This is a genomic window from Clostridium sp. AM28-20LB, from assembly GCF_003480665.1.
GTDB lineage: Bacteria > Bacillota > Clostridia > Lachnospirales > Lachnospiraceae > Otoolea > Otoolea fessa.
On the sequence record NZ_QUJN01000001.1, the window covers coordinates 697,974 to 720,140 of the forward strand.

At 48.2% G+C, this 22,167-nt stretch carries 16 protein-coding genes; 4 read left to right on the plus strand and 12 right to left on the minus strand.

The annotated features are described in order from the left end of the window. Positions 1–93 precede the first annotated feature (93 nt). Positions 94–330 carry a hypothetical protein gene (locus tag DW739_RS03085; protein WP_022360338.1) on the minus strand — a complete coding sequence of 79 codons (237 nt, stop codon included), beginning with the start codon at positions 328–330 and terminating at the stop codon, positions 94–96. 237 nt (positions 331–567) lie between these two features. On the opposite strand from DW739_RS03085, the gene DW739_RS03090 reads away from it, so the two are divergent. Then, positions 568–1,947, plus strand: coding sequence for an MATE family efflux transporter (locus DW739_RS03090; protein ID WP_118570416.1), 1,380 nt, complete (start codon positions 568–570; stop codon positions 1,945–1,947). A gap of 106 nt (positions 1,948–2,053) precedes the next feature. On the opposite strand, the gene DW739_RS03095 is transcribed toward DW739_RS03090, so the two are convergent. Continuing rightward, positions 2,054–3,643 (minus strand): AAA family ATPase, encoded by a 1,590-nt coding sequence (locus DW739_RS03095; RefSeq protein WP_118570417.1) that lies wholly within the window; start codon positions 3,641–3,643, stop codon positions 2,054–2,056. 117 nt (positions 3,644–3,760) lie between these two features. Then, on the minus strand, positions 3,761–4,585 hold the full coding sequence (locus tag DW739_RS03100; protein WP_118742596.1) for a hypothetical protein: 825 nt from the start codon (positions 4,583–4,585) through the stop codon (positions 3,761–3,763). Between the two features lie 236 nt (positions 4,586–4,821). On the opposite strand from DW739_RS03100, the gene DW739_RS03105 reads away from it, so the two are divergent. Beyond that, positions 4,822–5,019 carry a hypothetical protein gene (locus tag DW739_RS03105; protein WP_118742597.1) on the plus strand — a complete coding sequence of 66 codons (198 nt, stop codon included), beginning with the start codon at positions 4,822–4,824 and terminating at the stop codon, positions 5,017–5,019. Between the two features lie 202 nt (positions 5,020–5,221). On the opposite strand, the gene DW739_RS03110 is transcribed toward DW739_RS03105, so the two are convergent. The 5 genes from DW739_RS03110 to secG form a co-directional block, all read right to left on the minus strand. After that, positions 5,222–6,892 carry an IS1182 family transposase gene (locus DW739_RS03110; RefSeq protein WP_347560978.1) on the minus strand — a complete coding sequence of 557 codons (1,671 nt, stop codon included), beginning with the start codon at positions 6,890–6,892 and terminating at the stop codon, positions 5,222–5,224. A 305-nt stretch (positions 6,893–7,197) separates the two neighbouring features. Beyond that, entirely contained in the window at positions 7,198–8,802 is a 1,605-nt protein-coding gene (hcp, locus tag DW739_RS03115) for a hydroxylamine reductase (protein WP_182427924.1), read from the minus strand. A gap of 285 nt (positions 8,803–9,087) precedes the next feature. After that, complete coding sequence (gene smpB / locus DW739_RS03120; protein WP_022358767.1) at positions 9,088–9,552, minus strand: SsrA-binding protein SmpB; 465 nt, start codon at positions 9,550–9,552, stop codon at positions 9,088–9,090. A 49-nt stretch (positions 9,553–9,601) separates the two neighbouring features. Then, the gene (rnr, locus tag DW739_RS03125) at positions 9,602–11,707 is read right to left on the minus strand and encodes a ribonuclease R (protein ID WP_118742713.1); all 2,106 of its coding nucleotides are present in this window, start codon (positions 11,705–11,707) and stop codon (positions 9,602–9,604) included. Between the two features lie 721 nt (positions 11,708–12,428). Beyond that, positions 12,429–12,665, minus strand: coding sequence for a preprotein translocase subunit SecG (secG, locus tag DW739_RS03130; RefSeq protein WP_107000428.1), 237 nt, complete (start codon positions 12,663–12,665; stop codon positions 12,429–12,431). 250 nt (positions 12,666–12,915) lie between these two features. On the opposite strand from secG, the gene DW739_RS03135 reads away from it, so the two are divergent. Beyond that, positions 12,916–14,631, plus strand: a complete 1,716-nt coding sequence (locus DW739_RS03135) for a CvpA family protein (protein WP_243023720.1) — start codon at positions 12,916–12,918, stop codon at positions 14,629–14,631. 7 nt (positions 14,632–14,638) lie between these two features. Then, entirely contained in the window at positions 14,639–15,649 is a 1,011-nt protein-coding gene (locus DW739_RS03140; protein ID WP_117795671.1) for a nucleoid-associated protein, read from the plus strand. A 67-nt stretch (positions 15,650–15,716) separates the two neighbouring features. Here the strand turns inward: DW739_RS03140 and DW739_RS03145 are convergent, their stop codons facing one another. The 4 genes from DW739_RS03145 to DW739_RS03160 all read right to left on the minus strand — a co-directional run bounded on the left by DW739_RS03145 (position 15,717) and on the right by DW739_RS03160 (position 22,167). Further along, the gene (locus DW739_RS03145) at positions 15,717–16,445 is read right to left on the minus strand and encodes a histidine phosphatase family protein (RefSeq protein ID WP_118570419.1); all 729 of its coding nucleotides are present in this window, start codon (positions 16,443–16,445) and stop codon (positions 15,717–15,719) included. Between the two features lie 86 nt (positions 16,446–16,531). Continuing rightward, complete coding sequence (locus DW739_RS03150; RefSeq protein ID WP_118742600.1) at positions 16,532–17,344, minus strand: hypothetical protein; 813 nt, start codon at positions 17,342–17,344, stop codon at positions 16,532–16,534. Then, complete coding sequence (locus DW739_RS03155; protein WP_118522717.1) at positions 17,341–18,561, minus strand: DUF5716 family protein; 1,221 nt, start codon at positions 18,559–18,561, stop codon at positions 17,341–17,343. The genes DW739_RS03150 and DW739_RS03155 overlap by 4 nt, the downstream gene beginning before the upstream one ends. Before the next feature lie 27 nt (positions 18,562–18,588). Continuing rightward, a complete protein-coding gene (locus DW739_RS03160; RefSeq protein ID WP_118742601.1) occupies positions 18,589–22,167 on the minus strand; it encodes a DUF5717 family protein in 3,579 nt (1,192 codons plus the stop codon).

Below are 22,167 nucleotides of genomic sequence, written 5' to 3' on the forward strand. Positions count from 1 at the left end.
CCGCAAACAAAAAAAGAGAACCAAAAATCAGGATGTCCCTAATTTCCAGTTCTCTTTTCATTCTTTGAATACAATGATTTATCACTCTTTAATTTATTTCTGCTCAGAATTCTGTTTAATAAACTCATGAACATCGTTTACGCTTAAATTGCTCTCTTCGATCGCATCCAGTAATTCGCTTAATTCAGCTTTACGAATCTCAGCCGCTAATTCCTTTTTCTCTGCTTTCAGAGCTTTAACGGTTTCTTCTAATTTAGCCAGCTTCTCTTCTACCGCTGCCAGCTTCTCTTTGTTTACTTCTAATGCAGAACGTTTCGGTCCTCTCGGCATAATACATACCCCTTTCGTTTTCTTTGAGAATAGCACAAATCTCTTATTTGTGCAATATCGATTCGTTTAAAAACCAAGTTTTTCATCAATCAGAGTAATCTCCATTTCAATAAAACGCATTTTTTGATAATATACTTCCTTTTTGAATCTCTTTTGAATGACTTTCTCTCTGGACAAATTTCTTTTTCCTTATTATAATATCAGATTGTATCCAAACGCAAGAAAAAAGGAGTTTGTATGAGTGCTTCCAATACACAGAACGATTTTTCCAAAGGAAGTATCGTTAAAAATATCATGAATCTCGCGATCCCGATGACGTTGGCGCAGCTTATCAATGTCCTGTACAACATCGTTGACCGCATCTACATCGGACGCATACCCGATCATGCCACCCTATCTTTGACCGGCATCGGGCTTTCGCTGCCGATCATCACGCTCGTCATCGCATTTGCCAACCTGTTTGGCATGGGCGGCGCGCCGCTCTGCTCAATTGAGCGCGGACGCGGGGATATCAAAGAAGCCGAGGCGATCATGGGAAATTCCTTCTCCATGATGGTTATTTCCGGTATGCTTCTGACCGTACTCTGCCTGATATTCCGCAAACCAATGCTGTATCTGTTCGGAGCCAGCGACGCTACTTATCCATATGCGGACGCCTACATTACAATCTATCTGCTCGGCAGCCTGTTCGTGATGGTCGGACTCGGCATGAACTCGTTCATCAATTCACAGGGATTCGGGCGCATCGGCATGATGACCGTCCTTTTGGGCGCTGCCGCCAATATCCTGCTCGACCCGATTTTTATCTTTATGCTTCACATGGGAATCCGCGGCGCGGCGCTCGCCACCATCCTGTCGCAGCTTCTCTCTGCCATCTGGATTCTGCGGTTTTTAACCAGTGACAAAACAATTCTGAAACTGAGACGTTCTTCGATGCGCCTTTCCGCACGGAGGGTCCGGAAAATCGTCGGACTCGGTCTGTCCGGTTTCACGATGGCGATCACCAACTGCACCGTCCAGATCATGTGCAACGCAACCTTACAGGTATACGGCGGCGATCTCTACGTCGGTGTTATGACCGTTATCAACTCCATCCGTGAAATTGCAACTCTTCCGGTAACCGGCGTTACCCACAGCGCTCAGCCGGTGCTCGGTTTCAATTATGGGGCAAAAGAATACGGCCGCGTTAAAAAGGCAATCGTCTTTACCTCTTTTATTGCAATTTTATATACGACCGGTATCTGGCTGATCGTCGATGGTTTCCCAGCATTCTTTATCCGCATTTTTAATCAGGATGCAGAACTCATTGCGGCAGGTATTCCGGCGATCCGCTTATACTTTTTCGGATTCTTTATGATGTCGCTCCAATTCTCCGGACAGTCGATTTTCGTCGGTCTGGGCGAATCCAAAAAAGCGATCTTTTTCTCTATTTTCCGAAAAGTAATTATCGTTGTTCCGCTGACTCTCCTGCTGCCAGGTATGTTTGGAATGGGAACCAACGGCGTATTCGCCGCCGAACCAATTTCCAACTTTATCGGCGGAATTGCCTGCTTTGGAACGATGCTTTTGACGATTTGGAGAGAATTGACGAGATTGCAGAAAGGGAAGAATTCTTAAAAATAGAGAGGTTATTTATTTAAATGAAAGTGGCTAAAAGTTTGTGGGACGGACTTTTAGCCATTGCTGTATATAACGATAGTTTTTACTATGTCAAAAATATACATTAATTTTTTCCATATGCTTCAATTCGACACGTATGTTCCTTACTTACCTTATCGTAATTAATTCCAACCAATAAAATATTTCCCATATAATTTAAAATCGATTCTGGATAGTTCTTTTCTTTAATTTGCTGCAGCGCAGTCTGTGCATTCTGATTCCATTTAAGTTCAATTACCAGCGCCGGATAATCATTCTTGTACTCTGGTTTTGGTATAAATACAAAATCCGCAAATCCACGTCCTGTCGGTAGTTCCCGAACTGGTTTAAAATAATATTGCATCGAACTCAGATAAGCAATCGCGAGAACACTGCTCAAAGAATTTTCATTATGATATTGAATAACAGATACATATTCATCATGAATCTTCCCGATCTGTGATGCTACTACTTTCTCATCCAAATCCAGTGTTGCATCCAACAACCTCTCCGACTCTTGCTGAAACAGAAGCATCTCATTCCAGCGTTTGCTTTCTACCGCCCTGGTCAACTCCTGCCGAATTTCTTCATTCGGAACAAACGCCATCTTTTTCGTCTGATCATAGCCTAAATACCCCAAATGAATCATATATGTCAGCACATCGTCTTTACTCTGAATATTCGAAATATCATTTCCAAATGTTGACGTATCTACCTTCACTTCAACTCCAGACAGCATTTCGATAATTGCCGTTTTCAGTCCGTCATAATCCATATTAATGAGCGGCACAATCGCCTCATAAGACGCGGTTTCCGACCAATAGCTCTTAAATTCACCATCCAGCATGACACTCACAACTGCTTTGGGATTATAAACCTGACAATTTCTTAGAACATATCCATCATACCACGCCTTTACCTTATCAAATTCCACTTGATAGCGTTCTGAAAGTTCTTTCACCTCCGCCTCCGTAAATCCAATATACGGAGACAAGCGACCCGCGCTCAACATCGTAAATTCATCAAAATTGTTCAGTGCCGACTGGGTTTTCTCTTTTTTAATAGGAAGAATGCCCGTCAAATAAGCAAGCTGAATATACTTGGTCGGTTCCGTTCCCTTAAACAATCCCCTCAGGAAACTTATATATTCATCCTGAATTTTCGAATTCGCCGCCATATCACGAATCAGAACATCCCACTCATCAATAATTACAACAAACTTATTCTTCGTTGCATTACAAATAAACGACAGTGCTTCTGGAAGCGAACACGGGTCACTCGGTATTACTTCTGAATAGTATTTTCTTAATTCCTCAATCGTTTTCTCTGTAATATACGATACAACCCTGTCGGCGCCCCCAGCAGCTCCTATACACCACTGGATATCCCAGTGAATCACATCATATCGGTTTAGATGTTCCTTGAAATCCGGGCTCTGACTAATTTCAAGTCCAGAAAACATATTCCCTGAATCGCAGCCCTTACTGTAATACGCTGTCAGCATATCCGCCGTAATCGACTTTCCGAACCTTCTGGGACGGCTATTGCAAATATATCCCTGCAATGTATTCATCACCTTATTGGTATACGTCAACAAACCTGTTTTATCAATATAGATTTCCGAATTCAACGCAACTTGAAACGCTGAATTATCCGAATTCACAAAAATCCCCATATTGACACACTCCTTTCGAAGCTGTTGCTTTGCCTGTTCATAATATTAATCATATTTATATGATTAATATTAACATTTGATAGTTTGAATGGCAAGATCATCATTCAAAACGTTCCTCTACTTCTCAGCCATCCGAATCAGCAACTCCAATATTTTAATTGCCATCTCTTCTTCCCGCATCCAGCCATTATAAACATCCTTCATGTCCTTCAAAATTATGCTTTCATCCGCCATCTCATAAAAGCGTGTATTTACTTTTTCTATGACAGCCTCATCCGTCACATCCTCTTCCATAAAATACATACTCTCTCCATAAATTCCCTTCCTTTTACCACTCACAACATCCCCTAATACCACACTTCCAAAATTTTCCATTCTGCAAGGCGGCAGTTTGAATTCCTCTAAAACAGAATCAAGAATTCTCTTCACTTCATCCGATGCCCCTTTTCGTTTCGTCAAATAACCATCCAGCGCCCCAAACAGGCAATCCATTTGTCTCTTTAACTCCGCCGGGATCTGAAGATAACGGCTGTCCAATTCTATCTTCCGCCATTCAGCATACTGTGGATGCGGTTTCATCGTCTGATGCCCCGTCCTGAATTCAATAAGAGAAGGATATGGATTTTCTTTCAATATGTTTTTATGGATATTTACAAGTTCATCATAAAGCGGTCGATAAATTTCCTGCGCTCTTTTCCTATTCAATTCTTCTTTTCGCTGCTGTGCGTTGACCCATATAGACCCAAGCAATGAAAAAACAGCACCGATAACTGCTCCAAGCAATGTTCCGAGTATACCTAATAGGGTTTGAGAATCTGCCCGCGTGAAAAGATTCACTTGTCCTAACAATGTCACAAACGTAAACAGGACAAGAATGACTCCACATATATAGATGCAGATTTTGAATTTACTGAAATAATATTTTAGTTTTAAAAATATCATAAATTCTCACTTCTTTTTGCAAAGATTTTTCTTGTATTGTATCATTTCAAAATGGAATTTGCAAAGATTTACCCAATCTATTTTTCAACTTCTTTTCTTCTTGCATCCTCCCCTTACATATACTATTCTATGAAAATAGCAATTCCAGCAAAGCGGCCACTACCGCTGTAAATGAATGTATAGAAGAAAATATCCTAGCCGATTTTCTTCGTAAAAATAAAGCGGAGGCGATTGAAATGTGTCTATTTGAATACGATGAAAAACGTGAAAAAGAATTAATTCGGAAAGCCGAATTTCAAGAAACCACAAAGCGAATGCTACAAGCACTTCAATTACTTCAACAAAAGCACAGTCCCGAAGAAGTCGCACACGAAACCGGATTACCTTCTGAAACAGTGCTTGAAATATTGAAAACCCTACATTCAGATTCGTAACTTTTCTGTTGCTCAATTTTTATAAAAAAGGGGCTGTCGGTAAATAACGTTTTTTAGAGCTGACAGCACTAAACAAAAATATCCTAACAGTTACAAGGCTTTCTGGCTCTGCAACTTGTTCAGGATATTTTTATTTTGGTAAATACTTTCTATTTTTGGCCGCAAAAAATCCTTGATTGGATTTTTACGACCACATTTTTTTCTAGGCAGTTTTTCCCTCAAATTTTTTCAGCTTTTCGTATAAAAAACGATGGTATTTATTTATATTTCTGCCAATGGCATACAGCATGAATTCCTTATATATCTTATCTGACGAGCGGTAATTAAAACGCCGGAAGTTCTCATTTTCCTTGATATCTCCAAAATGTCCTTCCGTCTGAATGGAACGTGTCTGGCGTTTCAGGATTCCCCGTTCGCTCTGGATATTGGCATGGGATCTTTCTTTCAGTTCCTCCCATTGTTCATTGATCTTCATGACTTTGTTCTTTTCGGCATCTTTCTCCGCATCATACTTATACAGACAGCGGGCTTTGTGTTCGCATCTGCTGCAGTCTGCGCAGCCATATACCTCAAAGGTCTGTGTATATCCATCCTGATCTTTGGTCTCTGTCCTGAGATGCCGCAGTTCACGTCCGTCATGGCAGATATAGAACTGTTCATCTTCAAAGATCCCCGTCCTCATGTTGTAATATTTACTGATATCTTCTGAATAAGCGTGTGTTTTTCGCTTCTCATGATCCTGCAGCTTTATATAACTGGATATTTCATTCTGTTTTAAATAAAGCAGATTTTTTTCACTGCAGTACCCGCTGTCTGCAGTTACTTCTTCCAGAATACTCCCGAAAGCTTTCTTATGTTTTTCAGGGACCGGGATCAGGGTATTATAATTGGTGCGGTCACTGCTTACATATCCATGTACGATAAAATAATTCTCTACCGCAATCTGAACATTATATGCTGGTTTTAACTGTCCGTTCAGCATGTGGTCCTCTTTCATGCGCATAAAAGTCGCTTCCAGATCTGTTTTGGAATAACTGTTTCTGTCTTTTCCCATGATCTCAAAGCATTCTTTATATTCCATCAGTCGTTTTCCACATTGTTCCAGTTCCTCGTACAGCTGTTGAAGTGCAGGTTTTCTTTTTCCTTTTCCGTAAACAAATCCGATCCCTTCGCCATCTGCGATCATCATGAGATTGTTCTGGAGTTTCCGTATTTCAAGTGGCGAACAGTTATCAATTTCTATAATACGGTTATTGGAGAGTTTTTTATGTTTTACAAGCTTTCGTTTTCTGTTCTTTTCGATCACTTCCCGGACTTTATCCATTCCTTCGATCACAAACATCTGTGCATTTCCCAGCTCATACTTTGTCCCATAATCATTCTTCTGCAAAAAAGCGTTATATTTTTTTAAAAGCTGGTCGATAGAATCCAGAAGGTTTGCAAGATGGTAATTGATGCTTCCGCGCCATACAAAAGTATAACGGTTGGCATTTGCCTCTATCTTTGTACCACCAATAAAAAGTTCTTTTAATGTGACCAGCCCTTCTTTCTGCAGCCGTCGCATAAACTGGTAATTCAGGTCATCCAGGACATCTGATGTCAGCTTTCTGCTCTTAAAGTCATAAAAAGCATCACGTCTCGGTTTTTGTCCGCGCGTCAGCCAGATAAAAGCAAGGTCTCTTTCACACAGATCAACAATACGGTCAACAGAACGTATTCCCCGCATATTTGCATAGGTAACTACAGCATACATCATGATTGGGTTGTACCCGGTTCTTCCCTTATCTGAACAATTGGCTAACAAGCCAGAAAAATCTAATTCCTCCATCACTTTTTTCAGGGTATAGACTGGATCGTCGTCAGGTAAACTCAATTCGAAGAAACTAAAGTTAATTTTCTGTTGCCCTAATTCAAAAAATCGTTATAATAATTTTTGGTTAGCATAGTTACATTATAACATGTAACGGAGAGAAAGATGGTTGTCATTAGCCATCTTTTTTCTTTTTTCTGATAAATTTCAGGGAGGGTATGACTCGTTGTGAGTCATACCCTCCCTGCTTTGGAACTATCTATTTCCCGACAGCCCCAATTTTATTGTTTCTCTCAAATCAAAACAGAACACAAGTACGCGCATTTCAGTGTGATACGAATGTTCACTTTATATATTTATTTATATCCTTAAAGACTCTTGCATCTGCGCAGATCCTCCTCCGGTGTGCTGATCGGTGCAATGTTATAATTTTCCACCAGATACTGCAGTACATTCGGAGAGATAAATGCCGGAAGGGACGGTCCGAGGAGAATATTTTTGATCCCCAGATGAAGCAGTGTCAGCAGGATACACACTGCTTTCTGCTCATACCAGGAGAGCACCATGGAAAGCGGCAGATCGTTGACACCGCAGTCAAATGCTTCTGCCAGTGCCACCGCAACCTTGATGGCGCTGTAAGCGTCGTTGCACTGTCCCATATCCATTATTCTCGGAAGACCGCCAATCGTACCCAGATCCAGATCATTGAACCGGTATTTGCCGCAGGCAAGGGTCAGAACAATGCTGTCTGCCGGTGTCTGCTTTACAAATTCGGTATAATAATTGCGTCCCGGCTTGGCACCGTCACATCCGCCGACCAGGAAGAAATGTTTGATGGCTCCCGATTTAACGGCATCGATGACCGTATCCGCCACTGAAAGAACCGCATGGTGGGAAAATCCAGTCATGACTGTTTTGCCGCCGTTTATGCCTGTAAAATGCATATCCTCAGGATAACCACCCAATGAAAGTGCCTTTTCAATAACCGGCGTAAAATCTCTCTCTTTGCCGATGTGTACCATTTCCGGATAGGACACGACTTCCGTCGTAAACACCCGGTCGGCATAGCTCTTTTTCGGAGGCATCAGGCAGTTCGTCGTAAAGAGAACCGGAGCCGGAATATCTGCAAATTCCTTCTGCTGGTTCTGCCATGCCGTGCCGAAATTGCCCTTCAGGTGAAGATACTTTTTCAGTTCCGGATAAGCGTGCGCCGGAAGCATTTCACCGTGAGTGTAGATGTTGATGCCCTTATCTTTCGTCTGCTCAAGGAGCTGTTTTAAATCGTATAAATCATGGCCGCTGATAACGATAAACGGACCTTTCTCCACGGTCAGAGGCACCTGCGTCGGAACAGGATTTCCATAAGTCTCGGTGTTGGCTCGATCCAGAAGCGCCATGCACTTGAGGTTGATTTCACCCACTTCCAGGACAATCGGAAGCAGCTCGTCCATGCCCCAGTCATCCATGCCGATCGCAAAGAGCGCCTTAAAAAAGAAGCGATTGATCGTGTCATCGGTATATCCCAGAACGGCCGCGTGGTAAGCATACGCCGCAACGCCGCGGATTCCGAACAAAATCAGCGATTTCAGAGAACGGACATCCTCGTCTGCCTCCCAGAGATTATTCATATCATAATTGTTATTTTTGCCGCAGGAGACCGTGCACACGAAACAATCAGGCACCAGGCGTTCTCTCTCTTTTTCAACCCGCCGGATCAATTCAGTGATGGTGTCATTGTTAAAATTCACATTTGTTACCGTGGTAAACAATCCTTCCAATACAAGTCTGCTGGTATCCCCGGTAATCAGGTATTCATTGCCTTCCGTCGCTCTTGCAAGGCCAATCAGCGCACCCGTCAGCTTATCCTGCAGCCTGGCGGTGTCCGCTCTCTTGCCGCACACACCGGCACTGCCGGTACAGGCCGTACAGCCTGCCGTCTGCTCACACTGGTAACAAAACATTTTCCGCTCCATACTTTATAACTCCTTTTCGTTGTTCTGCAATCAACTGCCATTATTTCTAACCTGCGGCACCCTCACGTTCAAGAACACATTCGCGCACTTCCAGGCTGCCGGCTTTTTGTCTTTCTTAGCTTTACAAGCGTATTATAAAAAAACACCGGCAGAAATTCAGTTGTTTTTACAACGAAACAGAAATTTAAGTTCAAAAGAATATTTAGCCGTAAAAATACCGACCTCCAATCGTTAGATTTTTGGGTCTAACATTTGGAAGTCGGTACATAGATGGAATCTTTTCTTTTATTTTTGTCTCGCCTTAAACGCCCGGTCAATCTCCCGCTTCGCATCCTTTTTCGCCAGATCGTCTCTCTTATCATACAACTTCTTACCACGTGCCAGTCCAATCTCCACTTTTACGAGACTTCCTTTAAAATACACCTGCAGCGGTACCAGCGTGTATCCTTTTTCTTTGATCTTCGACATCAGGCGGCGGATCTCCAGTTTGTGAAGAAGGAGTTTCCGCACACGCAGCGGATCTTTATTAAAGATATTTCCCTTCTCATATGGACTGATATGCATGCCGAATACATACACCTGACCGTCGCTCTCGATCTTGATAAATGCTTCCTTGATGCTGCATTTACCCATGCGGATCGATTTAACCTCGGTACCGAATAACTCGATCCCGGCTTCGAATTTATCATCGATAAAATAATCATGGTAGGCTTTCTTATTGTTCGCCACCATCTTGATTCCAGCTCCCATTTTAATTCCTCTTTCCCTCTCTACTTTTTACATCTTATTTTACAATCTTCTACTTCCAGTACACCGCCGGCATAAAATCAATCGTCCTCGCATACCGGTCGCACGCAGCCACGCGAACGCGGATAGTCTGACCGAGCTTGTACGTCTTTCTCGTCATCTCTCCGACCAACTCATAGTGTGCTTCGTCAAATACGAAATAGTCGCCGCGCAGTTCATTGACATGAACTAATCCTTCAACCGTGTTCGGCAGCTCGACATAGAAGCCCCAGTTGGTGACACCGGAAATGACTCCCTCGAATTCTTCTCCGATGTAATGTTCCATGTACTGGACTTTCTTCATCTTATCGGTTTCGCGCTCGGCTTCGTCAGCGCGGCGCTCCAGTGCCGAGGTCTGGACTGCCACTTCCGGCAGGATTTTTTCAAAATGGGCGGTTTTTCGCGCATCCATATTGCCGTGCAGGCACTCTTTGATGATCCGGTGGATCTGCAGATCCGGGTAACGGCGGATCGGGGAGGTGAAATGGGTATAATATTTCGCCGCCAATCCGAAATGACCGGAGTTCAAGGTCGAATATTTCGCCTGTTTCATGGAGCGCAGCGTCAAACGGCTGAGCAATGCCTCCTCCGGCGTGCCCTCGATCTTTTCAAGCAGCTTTTGCAGCTCTTTCGGGTGGACTTCGCCGCCTGGCATCCGCAATGTATATCCAAAGTTGTTGATGAACGTTCCGAGTTTCGCCATCTTCTCCTCATCCGGTTTCTCATGGATTCGGTAGAGGAACGGCATTTCCTGCCAATAATAGTCCTCAGCTACCGTCTCATTTGCCATCAGCATGAAATCCTCGATAAGCTTCGTCGCCGCGTTGCGCTCATACGGCTTGATCTCGATCGGGCGTCCTTTGGCGTCGAGTAAAATCTTGCTCTCTGGAAAGTCGAAGTCAATCGCACCGCGCTCCTGGCGCCTCTTGCGGAGAAGCTGCGAAAGTTCTTTCATTTGCAGGAATAAATCCACAAATTCCTTATATTTCTCCTTCGTCTCTGCATCATCATCCGTGATGATCGCATTGACCGCCGTATACGTCATCCGGCGATCGACGCGGATCAATGTCTCTGCTATCTCATGTCCGATCACGACGCCTTTGTCATTGATCTCCATGATACAGCTCAGCGCCAGACGATCCTCTCCCTGATTCAGGGAACAGATACCGTTTGAGAGTTTATGCGGCAGCATCGGAATGACGCGGTCTGTCAGATACACGCTCGTTCCGCGCTTTAATGCCTCGCGGTCAAGCGGGCTGCCCTCGCGGACATAATGGGTCACATCCGCGATGTGTACACCGAGCCGGTAACCCTGCTCCGTCTTCTCCAGCGTGATCGCATCGTCGAGATCCTTCGCTTCCTCACCATCAATCGTGACTGTCGGCAGATCGCGCAAATCCTTGCGTCCCGCCTTGTCCTCCTCGCGGACGGCATCCGGGATCTCTTCAAGCTGCGCCATGACCTCCGGCGGAAATTCTTCCGGCAGACCGTATGCTTTCACGATCGATAAAATATCGACTCCCGGATCGTTCATATGTCCGAGAATGCTGGTGATCACGCCCTCCGGCTTCTTATCCGGGCTGTTTCCGTAATCCTTGATCTTCACGATGACCTTATGACCGGTCACTGCGCCCGCGTCACACCCCTGCGGGATGAAAATGTCGCGTGAAATCCGTGGATTGTCCGGGATCACAAAGCCGAAACCGCCGTTTTTCTCATACAGACCAACCAGCTCCTGATTGGCGTGCTCCAGGATCCGCACGATACTTCCCTCGGCTCTGCGTCCGCCGTCGCTCTCCTGCTCAATCACAACCAGCACCTTATCGCCGTGCATCGCGCCCTTTGTTTTTTCACGCGGAACGAACACATCCTGCTCACGTCCCTCGATTGTCACAAAACCGAAGCCCTTCGGGTGTCCCGAATAAATACCTGCCTCTGAAAATGTCTCCGGACGTCCCAGCTTGCCCTTGCGGGACATGCTGATTTTTCCCTCCTCCAGCAGATGATCGATAACCCGCTGCAGCTCCCGGCGCTGTTCCTTCGGAATATTTAAAAGAAGTGCCAGCTCCTTCAGCTTCATCGGCACGTATGCCGGTTCATTCATGACATCCTGAATCATCTTGCAGCGGCGGGTAAACTCCTCCTCGGAAGCGCCAATATCCTCACACTTCTTCTCGCCGCGCTTTTCGCGCTTCTTATCCATCTCACGCTCAAACTTCCGATCACGGTCTTTCTTTCCCGCTTTATCCTTTTTCCGGCGCACCGATTCCTCTTTCGGACCTTTCGCACGCTCCGGCTTTTTCTTCTTTTTTCCGTACCTCTCTTCCCACTCGCCGATCAACCCATCCCCGTCAATCTGGCGCTGTACGCTGCTCTCCCGGCTTTCTCCGGACATTTTCTCTTCCCGCGCTTCTTCTTTCCGCATCGCAAACCGCTGTTCTGCATTCTTCCGGATCCTCTCCAGCATCTCGTCCGAGAGCTTCATCTCCGTCTGCTGACGTTTTTCAAACGCCTCTCTTTCTCTCCTGCGATTTTCCGGCATTTTCTGTCCTTCCTCTTTCTGTGAAGCTGCCGCACTCTGCATCTGCGCCTGGCGCTTCTGCTGTTTTGCGTATTTCTGAGCCTCGCTTCTCTTTATTTTTCCCATGATTTTATCAAATATGTTCAAATCTATCTCACTTCTCTTTCTTAATTCACATTCTCGCGCCATTTCCTATGAAAAAAAGCTGCCACGTCCAGCGCTCTCTGCCTCTCACCCCTGCATCTGCTCGGAAACCACCGGCAAATATCAGATTCAGGAAACAGATCCCGCTGCCACGCGACAGCCTCTTAAAGGTTCCTTACAGGAATTTCAAATTCAAAACTAATGCAAGGATCAGCCACAGAATTGCAGCATATTTGGTCAGCTTCTCCAGCTTTCCTTCCATAGAACGGCTTTTATTTCTGCCCCAGTAGCTGTCAGCCATACCGCCGATGGAACCGGACAGACCTGCCGATTTGCCCTCCTGCAGTAGGATTACCGCCGACAGGAATACACAGATAATAATAAATATGATCGTAAGGATCGTCTTGATCATCTTCGCACCTCCTGAATAAACATAGTAATCATAGCATATTTTCGGCGGAAGGACAACTGTTTTTTTCCCGACTTCAACCCGGGAATTTGCCGTATTTAAATGCGAAGCCACGGCAAATTCCGTTACCGGGCTTGATTTTATCTCCCGTCGTGCGATACAATAGAGTTCTATCACATTTACAATCAGCGAAATCCTTTTTTTCATGGGAACAGCTATTTTTTATCATAAAACGAGTCAGGAGGGTTCTATTTTGAAAAAATTCACTTCGGCGTTTGGGCGTCTGTTTCTCTCTGCCGTCCTTATTTTTCTGGTGTTCTACACCATGATGCCCGCCATCAATCTGCACGATCAGGATTTCATCGTATTCCTGATTATCTGCATTCTGATTGTACTGGCAGTCAACTTTATGGAAAGCATTCTCATATTCCTGAAAACAGTGCAGCAAAACCGCGGCGTCGAGGTCGTGCGCGATCCTGTGACCGGACGGATGGTTCTGCGGCGCAAGTACTCCAACGTCTCCGGCAGTCCGTTTGCCGGTTTTAAGGCGATGGGACGCCCGTGCAAATATGGCATGATCGCGATCGCTGTCCTGATCTTCTTTTCCCTGATCGCCTCGGCGGCGGGCATCCAGCTTTTTAATGCGTCCCGCTACCGCGATCTGATCACCGTTACCGAGGGCGATTTTGCCTCAGATGTCGCAGAGCTTGGCATGTCGCAGATCCCGGTCGTTGATAAGGATACCGCCTCCCGGCTCGGAAGCAAAAAGCTCGGTGAGATGACCGACCTGGTCTCCCAGTTTGAGATTCAGGAAAATTACACACAGATCAACTACAAGGGGACACCGTACCGCGTGACGCCTTTGCGCTATGCCGACCCGATCAAATGGCTTTACAACCAGAAGAAGGGACTTCCGGCATACATTGCTGTCAATATGGTCGATCAGAATACCGATCTCGTCTGGCTGTCCTCCGGCATGAAGTATTCCACCAGTGAATATTTCTTCCGCAATATCAACCGCTACATCCGTTTCTGCTACCCGACACGGATGTTTGAGACGGTCTCCTTCGAGATCGACGACGATGGAAACCCATACTGGGTGGCGCCGACCATCGCCTACCGGATCGGCTGGTGGAACGGCAAGGACATCGACGGCGCGATCCTCGTCAATGCTGAGACCGGCGAATCTAAGTGGTACGCCAAGGCGAATGTCCCGCAGTGGATCGACCAGCTCTATGATTCGAACCTCATCATGGAACAGCTCGACGACAACGGCAGATTCCAGAATGGTTATTTAAACTCTATCTTCGGTCAGCGCGGCGTGCGTCGGACGACCTACGGCTACAACTATCTCGCCATCGACGACGATGTGTGGCTGTACACCGGCATGAGCTCTGTAACCTCAGATGAGTCGAACATTGGCTTCGTCCTCGTCAACCTGCGGACGAAAGAAACGAAATTTTACACCGTTCCGGGCGCCACCGAGCTCGCCGCAATGGATTCCGCGCGCGGACAGGTGCAGCACTTAAATTACAGTGCGACCTTCCCGCTTCTCTTAAATATTTCCGGACGACCGGCATATTTCATTTCCCTGAAAGATGCTGCAGGGCTTGTGAAAATGTATGCGTTCGTCGATGTCGCGCAGTACCAGATCGTCGGCACCGGACAGACGATCGATGAGGCGAAGCGCAATTACCGTGAGACGCTGGGACAGGAGGAAATTGAAGATCCGACTGCCAAGGAACCGGCGGCAAGCGAAACTGTCTCCGGCACGGTCGAGGCGATCGAGAATGTCGTCGTTTCCGGTAACACCTACTACTATTTCACGCTGACCGATGACCGCACCGACAGCGTCTACACCGCTGCGATCACCGTTTCCGAGCGGCTTCCGTTCGTGCAGGCGGGCGACTCCGTTTCCTTTGAGTGCGTCGAGAATGGTTCTACAAAAGAAGTTATAACCTGGAGGTAAGATAACATTGAAAAGTGAAGATATGATTTTAAAGGCAGCCATCGTACACATCCTCGATTCTTCGGTGGGAATCCCGGTTCTCTCCGACCAGAGCATGGAGGTCGGACCCGATTTTTCCGACTTCCTGAAAGCGCATATCGAGAAAATAACGGAAAGTGACGATGTCAAGCACTGTACATTTGCAGAAGGATCCGAGGTCAAAGAGCTGCTGCAAAACTGCACCCCGGACAATTTCGTCGAGACGAGCAAACAGCTCGCCGAGCGCCTCTACGACATCATGAATGCGAATATTGACATTCCAGCCGCCGATGTGGCGATGACCGTGTTCGGCTGCAAGGGCAAGGATTATCTGGCATTCTTAAAGATGAACTACAAGACCTCCTACACGCATCAGACCAGGGAAACGGACGGCGGCAACAGCAACGAGATCATTTTACAGCGCGCACTGCTTCCGGGACAGGGACAGCGCCTCTCCGAGGCATTTGTCCTCGATCTCTCCGACGGCTCCCTGATTCTGGCTGAGAAAAAATATGAGGTCAACGGCGAAAAATGCTTCTATTTCTCCGAGCTCTTCCTCGAATGCCGCGCTCCGCTCTCCCAGAAATCCAAGCTCGACATCGTCACCCGCGCCGTCGATCAGGTTGCCAAAAAATATTACGGCGACGAGGATGCACAGAAAAAGATGGAAATCAAAGACATTATCTGTAATGAATTAGAGGAACAGGGCGAAATCAAGGTGTCCGAACTGCGCGAAAAAGTATTTCCCGGCAGCCCGGAGATGCTCGAGGAGCTGGATGAAAAACTCGACCGCTACAACCTCTCCTACGAGACGGTCGCGCCGAAAAATGAACAGACGATCAAGAAATTCCAGAAACAGAAGCTGTACACTGACACCGGCATCGAGATCACGATCCCGATGGAAGAATACAGAAATCCCGACCATGTGGAGTTTATCACCAACATGGACGGGACAATCTCGGTGTTGATTAAAAATATTGGGATGCTGAGCAGTAAATAGCCTCTCACACAAAATTTATTTATCGGCTGATTCAAACGATTGCGATACATAATAACAGAAACATCCATCAGTCATGCCGTTGATCAAACCGTGTATACACCTCACAGAACCGCGCCGCAAACGACGGCTCGCGTCCACCCGCATACAGATGAGAAACATCCCCAAAACGGCTCATGCGGAAGGATGCAACGCCGGAGCGGCGCTCTTCTGTATAGAGCACCGTCACCGACGACGGTGCCGCACAGGTTCCGTGCCAGAGCTGCATCGGAGAGATATTTAAAAGATGGGAAAGCAGGACGCACTCGACGCCAAAATGACAGAATAAAACAATCGTGTCCTCATTCGGTGCCACGGCCCGGTAAAACAATCCATTTCTCACATATCCGTGCCGTCTGAGCAGCCGGTCAAGCTCTCCAGTCACCCAGTCGTACTCTTCTTTTACATGGGCGTTCTGAAAGACTTCTGTTTCATGCCAGTGATCCTTATCAAAATACTTCGGCTCCGCCATCCACGCATCCGGCAGCCAGTCCCAGACACAGTGCCCGGAATCCTTTCCCGGATGTACCGCCTGCGGGGCAAATTCACGCAGCCAGCTGCAGATTTCTGCCGTGCGGCAGGCTTTTTTTAAGGTCAGGGACGCCGTGTCCTTCGCACGCCCCAGCGGCGATACATAATAAGCCGCCACCGGAATCGGCGCCAGACGGTCTGCCAGAAGCTTTGCTTCCTCCCAGCCAGCCGGGGTCAGGGAATCAATTGAGTAATCAGGATCCGCATGGCGGACAATCAGAAGGCGCATAGGAAAACTCCTTTCGTAAAGAAATGGTAACTAGGAATGATCTTGATGACCGGGTATACCTGGAAAGGACACTGGCGCGAGCAAAATTAGAGCATCTTCCGATACTCCTGCTTCCACCCATTTAAAAGTTCTCCCGCACTCTCCATCCGCCGGACCGGATTGCGGTCAAACATCGTCTCGACCATGCGGACATTCCCGCACTTCTCCGCGGTCTGGTTCGCCTCGTCGAGTTCCCGTTTCCAGATCTCCTTCTGTTCCGGCGTCATCGCAGCCGCATGCCGCTCCTTAAGCTCCAGCTTCGGGTTAATCAAGGCAAGCTGATACAGGTGCTTCAGCATCTCCGGGCTCTTGTCGAAATTGTAGGCCATTTCATAAGCGGTAAACGCTTTCTCAAACCAGAAAATCCCGGCATACGCCGCCCCGATATTGTTCCAGATCTTCGCGGTAAATTCGTCCGTCAGCGATTTGACCCGCCAGTCCTCCAGAATCCGGTTGTAGTAATAGATCGCCGTCCCAAACTGCCGCAGGCGGAAATAGTAATCCGCCGTCTCCTTCTGGAACTCCGCCGCATTCATTTTGCGAAATGCCGCCAATTTCTGGCGGTATGCCGCAATCTCCTTTGCCGTATAATAACAGCACTCCTGCAGAATCACGATCGGCAGCTCGTCCTGGCTCTCGCCGCTCCGCTGCCATGCCTCCAGTTTGCCGGCCAGAAACGAAAGTCCCAGCTCCGAACGGATAAACTCAATCAGGCGGTCATCCACAAATCCATCCAGCGCCAGAAGCGGATTCTGATAAATGACATAACACAGCTCCTGCGACGATGCGATATGGACGCCCAGCCGTTCTATGTAAAAAGGATGTCGAACCGGCTCCTGCCGGCAAAGTATCAGACTCATAATGAAACCTCTTGTTTAATCATCCGGTTTGTCGCCGGAAACAATTCTCCAAATCCCAAATCACGTATCATGACGATCATCGTGTCTTCCCCGGTAAATCCAAATGCCATCTCGATCCGGGTCGTCCGGTCCGGGCGTTTCGGGAATCCCTCGAGCGGAATCTTCACCGTCTTCTTTTTGCGCGGTTCCAGCGGCTGGAGTGAAAATTCTACCTCCGGCGTGCCCGACACGATAAATTCCGCCGTCATTTTCGTCTCATACCAGCTGTCCCCGGCGGATGCCAGCACCAGCTGTCCCTCTTTTTCACGCTCCTGAATCTTTAAGGAAACCGTTGTTTTCAGACGCCCCTCACAGATACAGGTAAAATGGTACGCACTCTGCGCTTCACAGAGATCTTCCGAGCGGATCAGCGCCCCTCGGGTAAATACATCCATCTCCGCAAACACCCGGCGCCGTTTGCAGATCTGCTGCATAAAATCTGCCGCCCAGTCCGTCTGTGCAAATCCCCTGCCGGTCAGGATGATCGCTGAAAACAGGCGCTTCTGCAGCAGCCGTTCCGCACAGGAGGAAAGAATCCGGTCTGCCATCTGGATGCCCGCGTCGCTGTCCAGCACATTTAAGTGGAATGACTCCTCCAGTTCCTCCTGATCCGCGACCACCTGCATCTGGCGCAGCCCGCGCTGCACTCTCAATTCATAATAATGAAGACCATTCTCCGAAAGCTCAAACATTCCCACCTGGTTGCTCCAGACTTCCCGTTTCTGGCTCATCACGTAATATACAAAGCTCTCCGCGTGACTGATCACATGAACCCGGCTCCGGTCGATTTCCAGAAAATCGGCACAGTACATCAGGCAGTCCACCAGCTTTACCTCAAGCTTTGGCACCGTGATCACCAGGTTTTCTATCTCTTCTTTTCCGGACGCCTGTCTGGGAATCGCAAGCACCTGCTTCAGGAACATTTTCAGCAGATATAAGCCCTCGTAGCGAACACCATCGATCGTGGCGGTGCCGTCCTTCATCGCCAGGGAAAGCAGCTTATCTTCCACTACCATGCCCTCTAACGCGCCCCCGGCACTCTCCTCTGCCACCCGCCAGACGTCCGAATCCGGTTCTTTTCCGATCCGGGTCGGAACCGACCAGATCGTCTCCTGACCCTGACAGGATATATGTGTGCATGAATCACACAGATCCATGCCAATTATAAGTCCATTCATCTATCGTTTGTCCGTCTATCCCTTTCCTCAGGCGATCGGGAAAAGTGCGCTTACCGCCGCATCTCTCTTCTGGTACTCCCGCATCTTTTCCCGAAGCGCCGTCTCGTTATTTACCTTTAAAGAAAGACTCATCTCATTGAGCGCCGCAAACCGGCTTTCCCGGCTGCGTCCCGGAATCTCCCGGCAGGAAATCTCTCCCTTTTCTTTCGTCTTCCGGACGCCGTCCTCTTCCTCTTCGATCTGATATTCCAGCGTCTCGCCCTCAAAAATCACCTTTTCACGGATGTAAATATCCCGGTAAACGAGACGCATTTCCTCATAGTGGAACTCTTCCTCCTGCGGCAGAATCCGCAGCCGCAGATACGGGCGCACCGCCCGGTTTCCGTGATACTCGATGATTTCTTTATCTAAAATATTGCCCGGGATATGGATAAACCGCGCCAGATCCTTAAAATAGGCAAAAATCATACCCGCATCTAAAAGCACATCCACCACCGACTGGCATAGGCGCCGCTGTTCCTCCGAAAGCTCCGGCAGCGTCGCATAATACTTTGTCAGCGCCAGCAGATAAATATCCGGGATCCGCTCCCGATCAGAGCTTCCCTGCACAGCACCCTCCAAAAATGCGAACACCTTGTCGTCCGTCGGACGGTTTTCCAGAAAATATTCCACGCTCTTGACCGTGAAATACGCGCGCACGATATTTTCCCCTGTTTTCTTGCGTGACGCATAAAGCTCGAACACCCGGTCTAACTTTGCTGTATTGCCGGTAAAGAGCATCTGCGCCACCAGCCGTTCCTCCAGATCGTACGTCTCCACCCGGAGCCGCAGCCCCTGCATCAGGACGCGGTACATCTGATCCACCGTACCGTTGAAATGTTCGCAGAGATAATCGAGAATCACACTGTCCGGCTTCTCGTGTTCAAAGACATACCAGGTCAGATAAAGCAGGTGGTCATCCCGGTCAAAGAGATTTTGAAGCAGCATTCTCCCGCAAAGCCGCAGCAGCAGATTGACCGGCAGACCTTCCAGACCATACCGGCACACCATCTCATACGCCTCGCTGAAATGCCCGCACCGGATCAGCGTCCCGCAGACGCCGTTTCTCTCATCCCGCGTCAGCTGGTCCTTGTCAAGACTCAGAAGGTATGAAACACTTCCATCCTTTTTCGCATCCTCAATCCCATCCGCCATCCTCTTATAATACCGCACGATCGCTGACAGCACCTTTGCCCTAAACAGCGGGTGCAGCTCCATCTTCTGATCCGCGTGCTCCAAAAGGATCGCATCGTCCCCGGTCAGCACCTCCTTGCGGCAGGCTTTTGCACACGCATTCATAAAGAGGAACGGATGCATCGGATTCATTTCAAAACAGGTCTGTAAAAGTTCCTCCATATCCGTAAATACCGGCTGGATGGCGCAATTTACCCGCGCATACCGCGTCTCATTTTCATCCTGGAATAGAACCAGATCGCGCTCCGAAAACAGCGGCACATACGCCGTGCCCTCGTTCAGCACATACGCGTCCTCCGTCATCTGCTCCTCATGGCGCACCACCACGTATTTCATCGCCGGTTCCCGGCATTCTACCCGGCAGGATTTCAAAATCCCCGGCAGGACACGCGCCATCTGCGTATCGATCAGTTCCGGATAGATCAATTTCCGGTACAGGACCGCCAGGGCACCGTCTATCCGTTCCTTGAAAAGCTGATCCACCGCAAACTCTTCCATCGCCCGCTCGTACATCCGGTAAATATCCGAATCCGGCGTTCCATATGTAAGAAGGTTCGCATAAAGCTTCGCCAGTGACCCCGCATCCAAATTTGCCGAATACGAAAAGTATAAAAATACCTCACGCGACATCAGGCGGTCATAATTCTCCGGCATCGCATATAAATAATATTCATACAGGCGCGTCAGACTCAAATCTGCCTCCAGCGCCCGGCTATACCATTCAAAACAGGCTGTCTCCCGGCAGTCTCCCCGGATCAGCATTGCACAGAGTGCCTCCAGAATCTCCGTCTCCGGATACAGCCCGTAAAGTTCCGTCAAAAGGCGTCTGTAAAACTCCCGGTACGAACGGGACGCACGCATCACCCGGACCGCCGCCAGTGCCAGCTCGCGGCTGATAATTTTCCGGCGTGCCCCATAGTACAGGGCATGAAGCTCAAAATTGCCCGCATTGTCTAAAAGGAGCGGATCACTCTCCAGAAGTTTCAGTCCCGCCGCATAGAGGAATGGGCTGTGACAGCCATCCTTAAACTCCTGCTCCATGCTGATCAGCACCGTAACCGGATTTTTCTGCAGTTCCTCATCCAGACGCAGAAGCATCAGATAATAAAACAGGCTGCTGCCCGTCTCCTCCGACGCATACTGCTGCAGCAGGCGGATCAAAGTGTCCTTCTGCTCGGCATTGCCGGTCAGCGTCACGTACAGATAGCGGTACAGGCAGTTAAGCTTCCGGTCGCCCGATATTTTAAGCGCCGCTGAATCCTGCAGCTCCTTTAAAATCGTCTGCGCTTTCTCACGCCGATCAGTCAAAAGGTATAATTCCGCCTGCAAAAGCCGCAGTCCCGCGTCATAGTGCGTCATTTTCATCAGATCCAGCTCCCGCTGCATCTGGTGAACCGCCTCCGGGCCGCCGATCCCATTTTCATACGCCAGACGGGCAGTCAGATAATTTCCAAGCTCTTTCTGGAATGACATATGTGCCCGGTCGCATCCGCCCGCATCGGCAGCCGATGCCTCGATCGGGATCCGCACGGTTTCTCTGGCAGTGTGAATCAGGACGGCACCGAAATTCTTTCCGGCATGCAGCCGTTCCGCCAGAATCCGTACCGGAAGACGGAGCAGACCATCTTCAAAATCCGCCTGCGTCGCACTCTTCTTCGGCAGATGGAGGAACTCGCCGTCTGCCGTCACCTCCAGGTACACACTGCCCCAGTTATCCATCCGGATCTCGATCGTGTCCTCGGCATTCTCAGCCAGCTCGGCATATACGCGCGCCCTGCCCGGAATCGTCAGACCGACCGGCTTTTTCACGCCCAGTCCAACCAGAAATTCTTCCATAAAATTTGCCCGGCTGCCGTGCCCCTTCAGGCCGTCATAGAGTGCGCGCACATGCAGATCCTGCATAAACGGCACTTCCACAAAATCCGGGTACTCCAAAAGCCGGAGCGCCGTCTCCATATCATTTTCCGCGATGTGCAGAAAATCTTCCGCCGTTTTCAGATCACCTAAAGTCTTCCCGGCGTCTGCCACCTCGACGTGAAACTCATACGGAATCTCCTCTTCCCCGCAGTTTGTCACCAGATAAAAAGAACCTGTGATCGTGTCGCCTGCCGTCAGGAACGAAGTGTCCACTTCATATACGATCCGGCACCGGAGTCCGCCAAACGAATTGTTATCCCCCGGAATCCGCACCCGCAGGTTTGAGGAATACACAAATCCCTTCACACTTAATCCATTTTCGCTCCCGATCCATAAATTTCTCTGCATCAGGGTATTCATCCGCAGCGTCTCGTCTATCTTTTCAGGCGACCAGGTCATCTTCGGCTGTTCCGAATCGATGATTCCCTTCGCCAGCCGGTTAATTCTCTCTTTCAT

Coding starts and splice junctions, on each gene's coding strand:
- DW739_RS03085 (WP_022360338.1), bottom strand. CDS start 330: ATGCCGAGAGGACCGAAACGTTCTGCATTAGAAGTAAACAAAGAGAAG.
- DW739_RS03090 (WP_118570416.1), top strand. CDS start 568: ATGAGTGCTTCCAATACACAGAACGATTTTTCCAAAGGAAGTATCGTT.
- DW739_RS03095 (WP_118570417.1), bottom strand. CDS start 3,643: ATGGGGATTTTTGTGAATTCGGATAATTCAGCGTTTCAAGTTGCGTTG.
- DW739_RS03100 (WP_118742596.1), bottom strand. CDS start 4,585: ATGATATTTTTAAAACTAAAATATTATTTCAGTAAATTCAAAATCTGC.
- DW739_RS03105 (WP_118742597.1), top strand. CDS start 4,822: ATGTGTCTATTTGAATACGATGAAAAACGTGAAAAAGAATTAATTCGG.
- hcp (WP_182427924.1), bottom strand. CDS start 8,802: ATGGAGCGGAAAATGTTTTGTTACCAGTGTGAGCAGACGGCAGGCTGT.
- smpB (WP_022358767.1), bottom strand. CDS start 9,552: ATGGGAGCTGGAATCAAGATGGTGGCGAACAATAAGAAAGCCTACCAT.
- rnr (WP_118742713.1), bottom strand. CDS start 11,707: ATGATTCAGGATGTCATGAATGAACCGGCATACGTGCCGATGAAGCTG.
- secG (WP_107000428.1), bottom strand. CDS start 12,665: ATGATCAAGACGATCCTTACGATCATATTTATTATTATCTGTGTATTC.
- DW739_RS03145 (WP_118570419.1), bottom strand. CDS start 16,445: ATGCGCCTTCTGATTGTCCGCCATGCGGATCCTGATTACTCAATTGAT.
- DW739_RS03150 (WP_118742600.1), bottom strand. CDS start 17,344: ATGAGTCTGATACTTTGCCGGCAGGAGCCGGTTCGACATCCTTTTTAC.
- DW739_RS03155 (WP_118522717.1), bottom strand. CDS start 18,561: ATGAATGGACTTATAATTGGCATGGATCTGTGTGATTCATGCACACAT.
- DW739_RS03160 (WP_118742601.1), bottom strand. CDS start 22,167: ATGAAAGAGAGAATTAACCGGCTGGCGAAGGGAATCATCGATTCGGAA.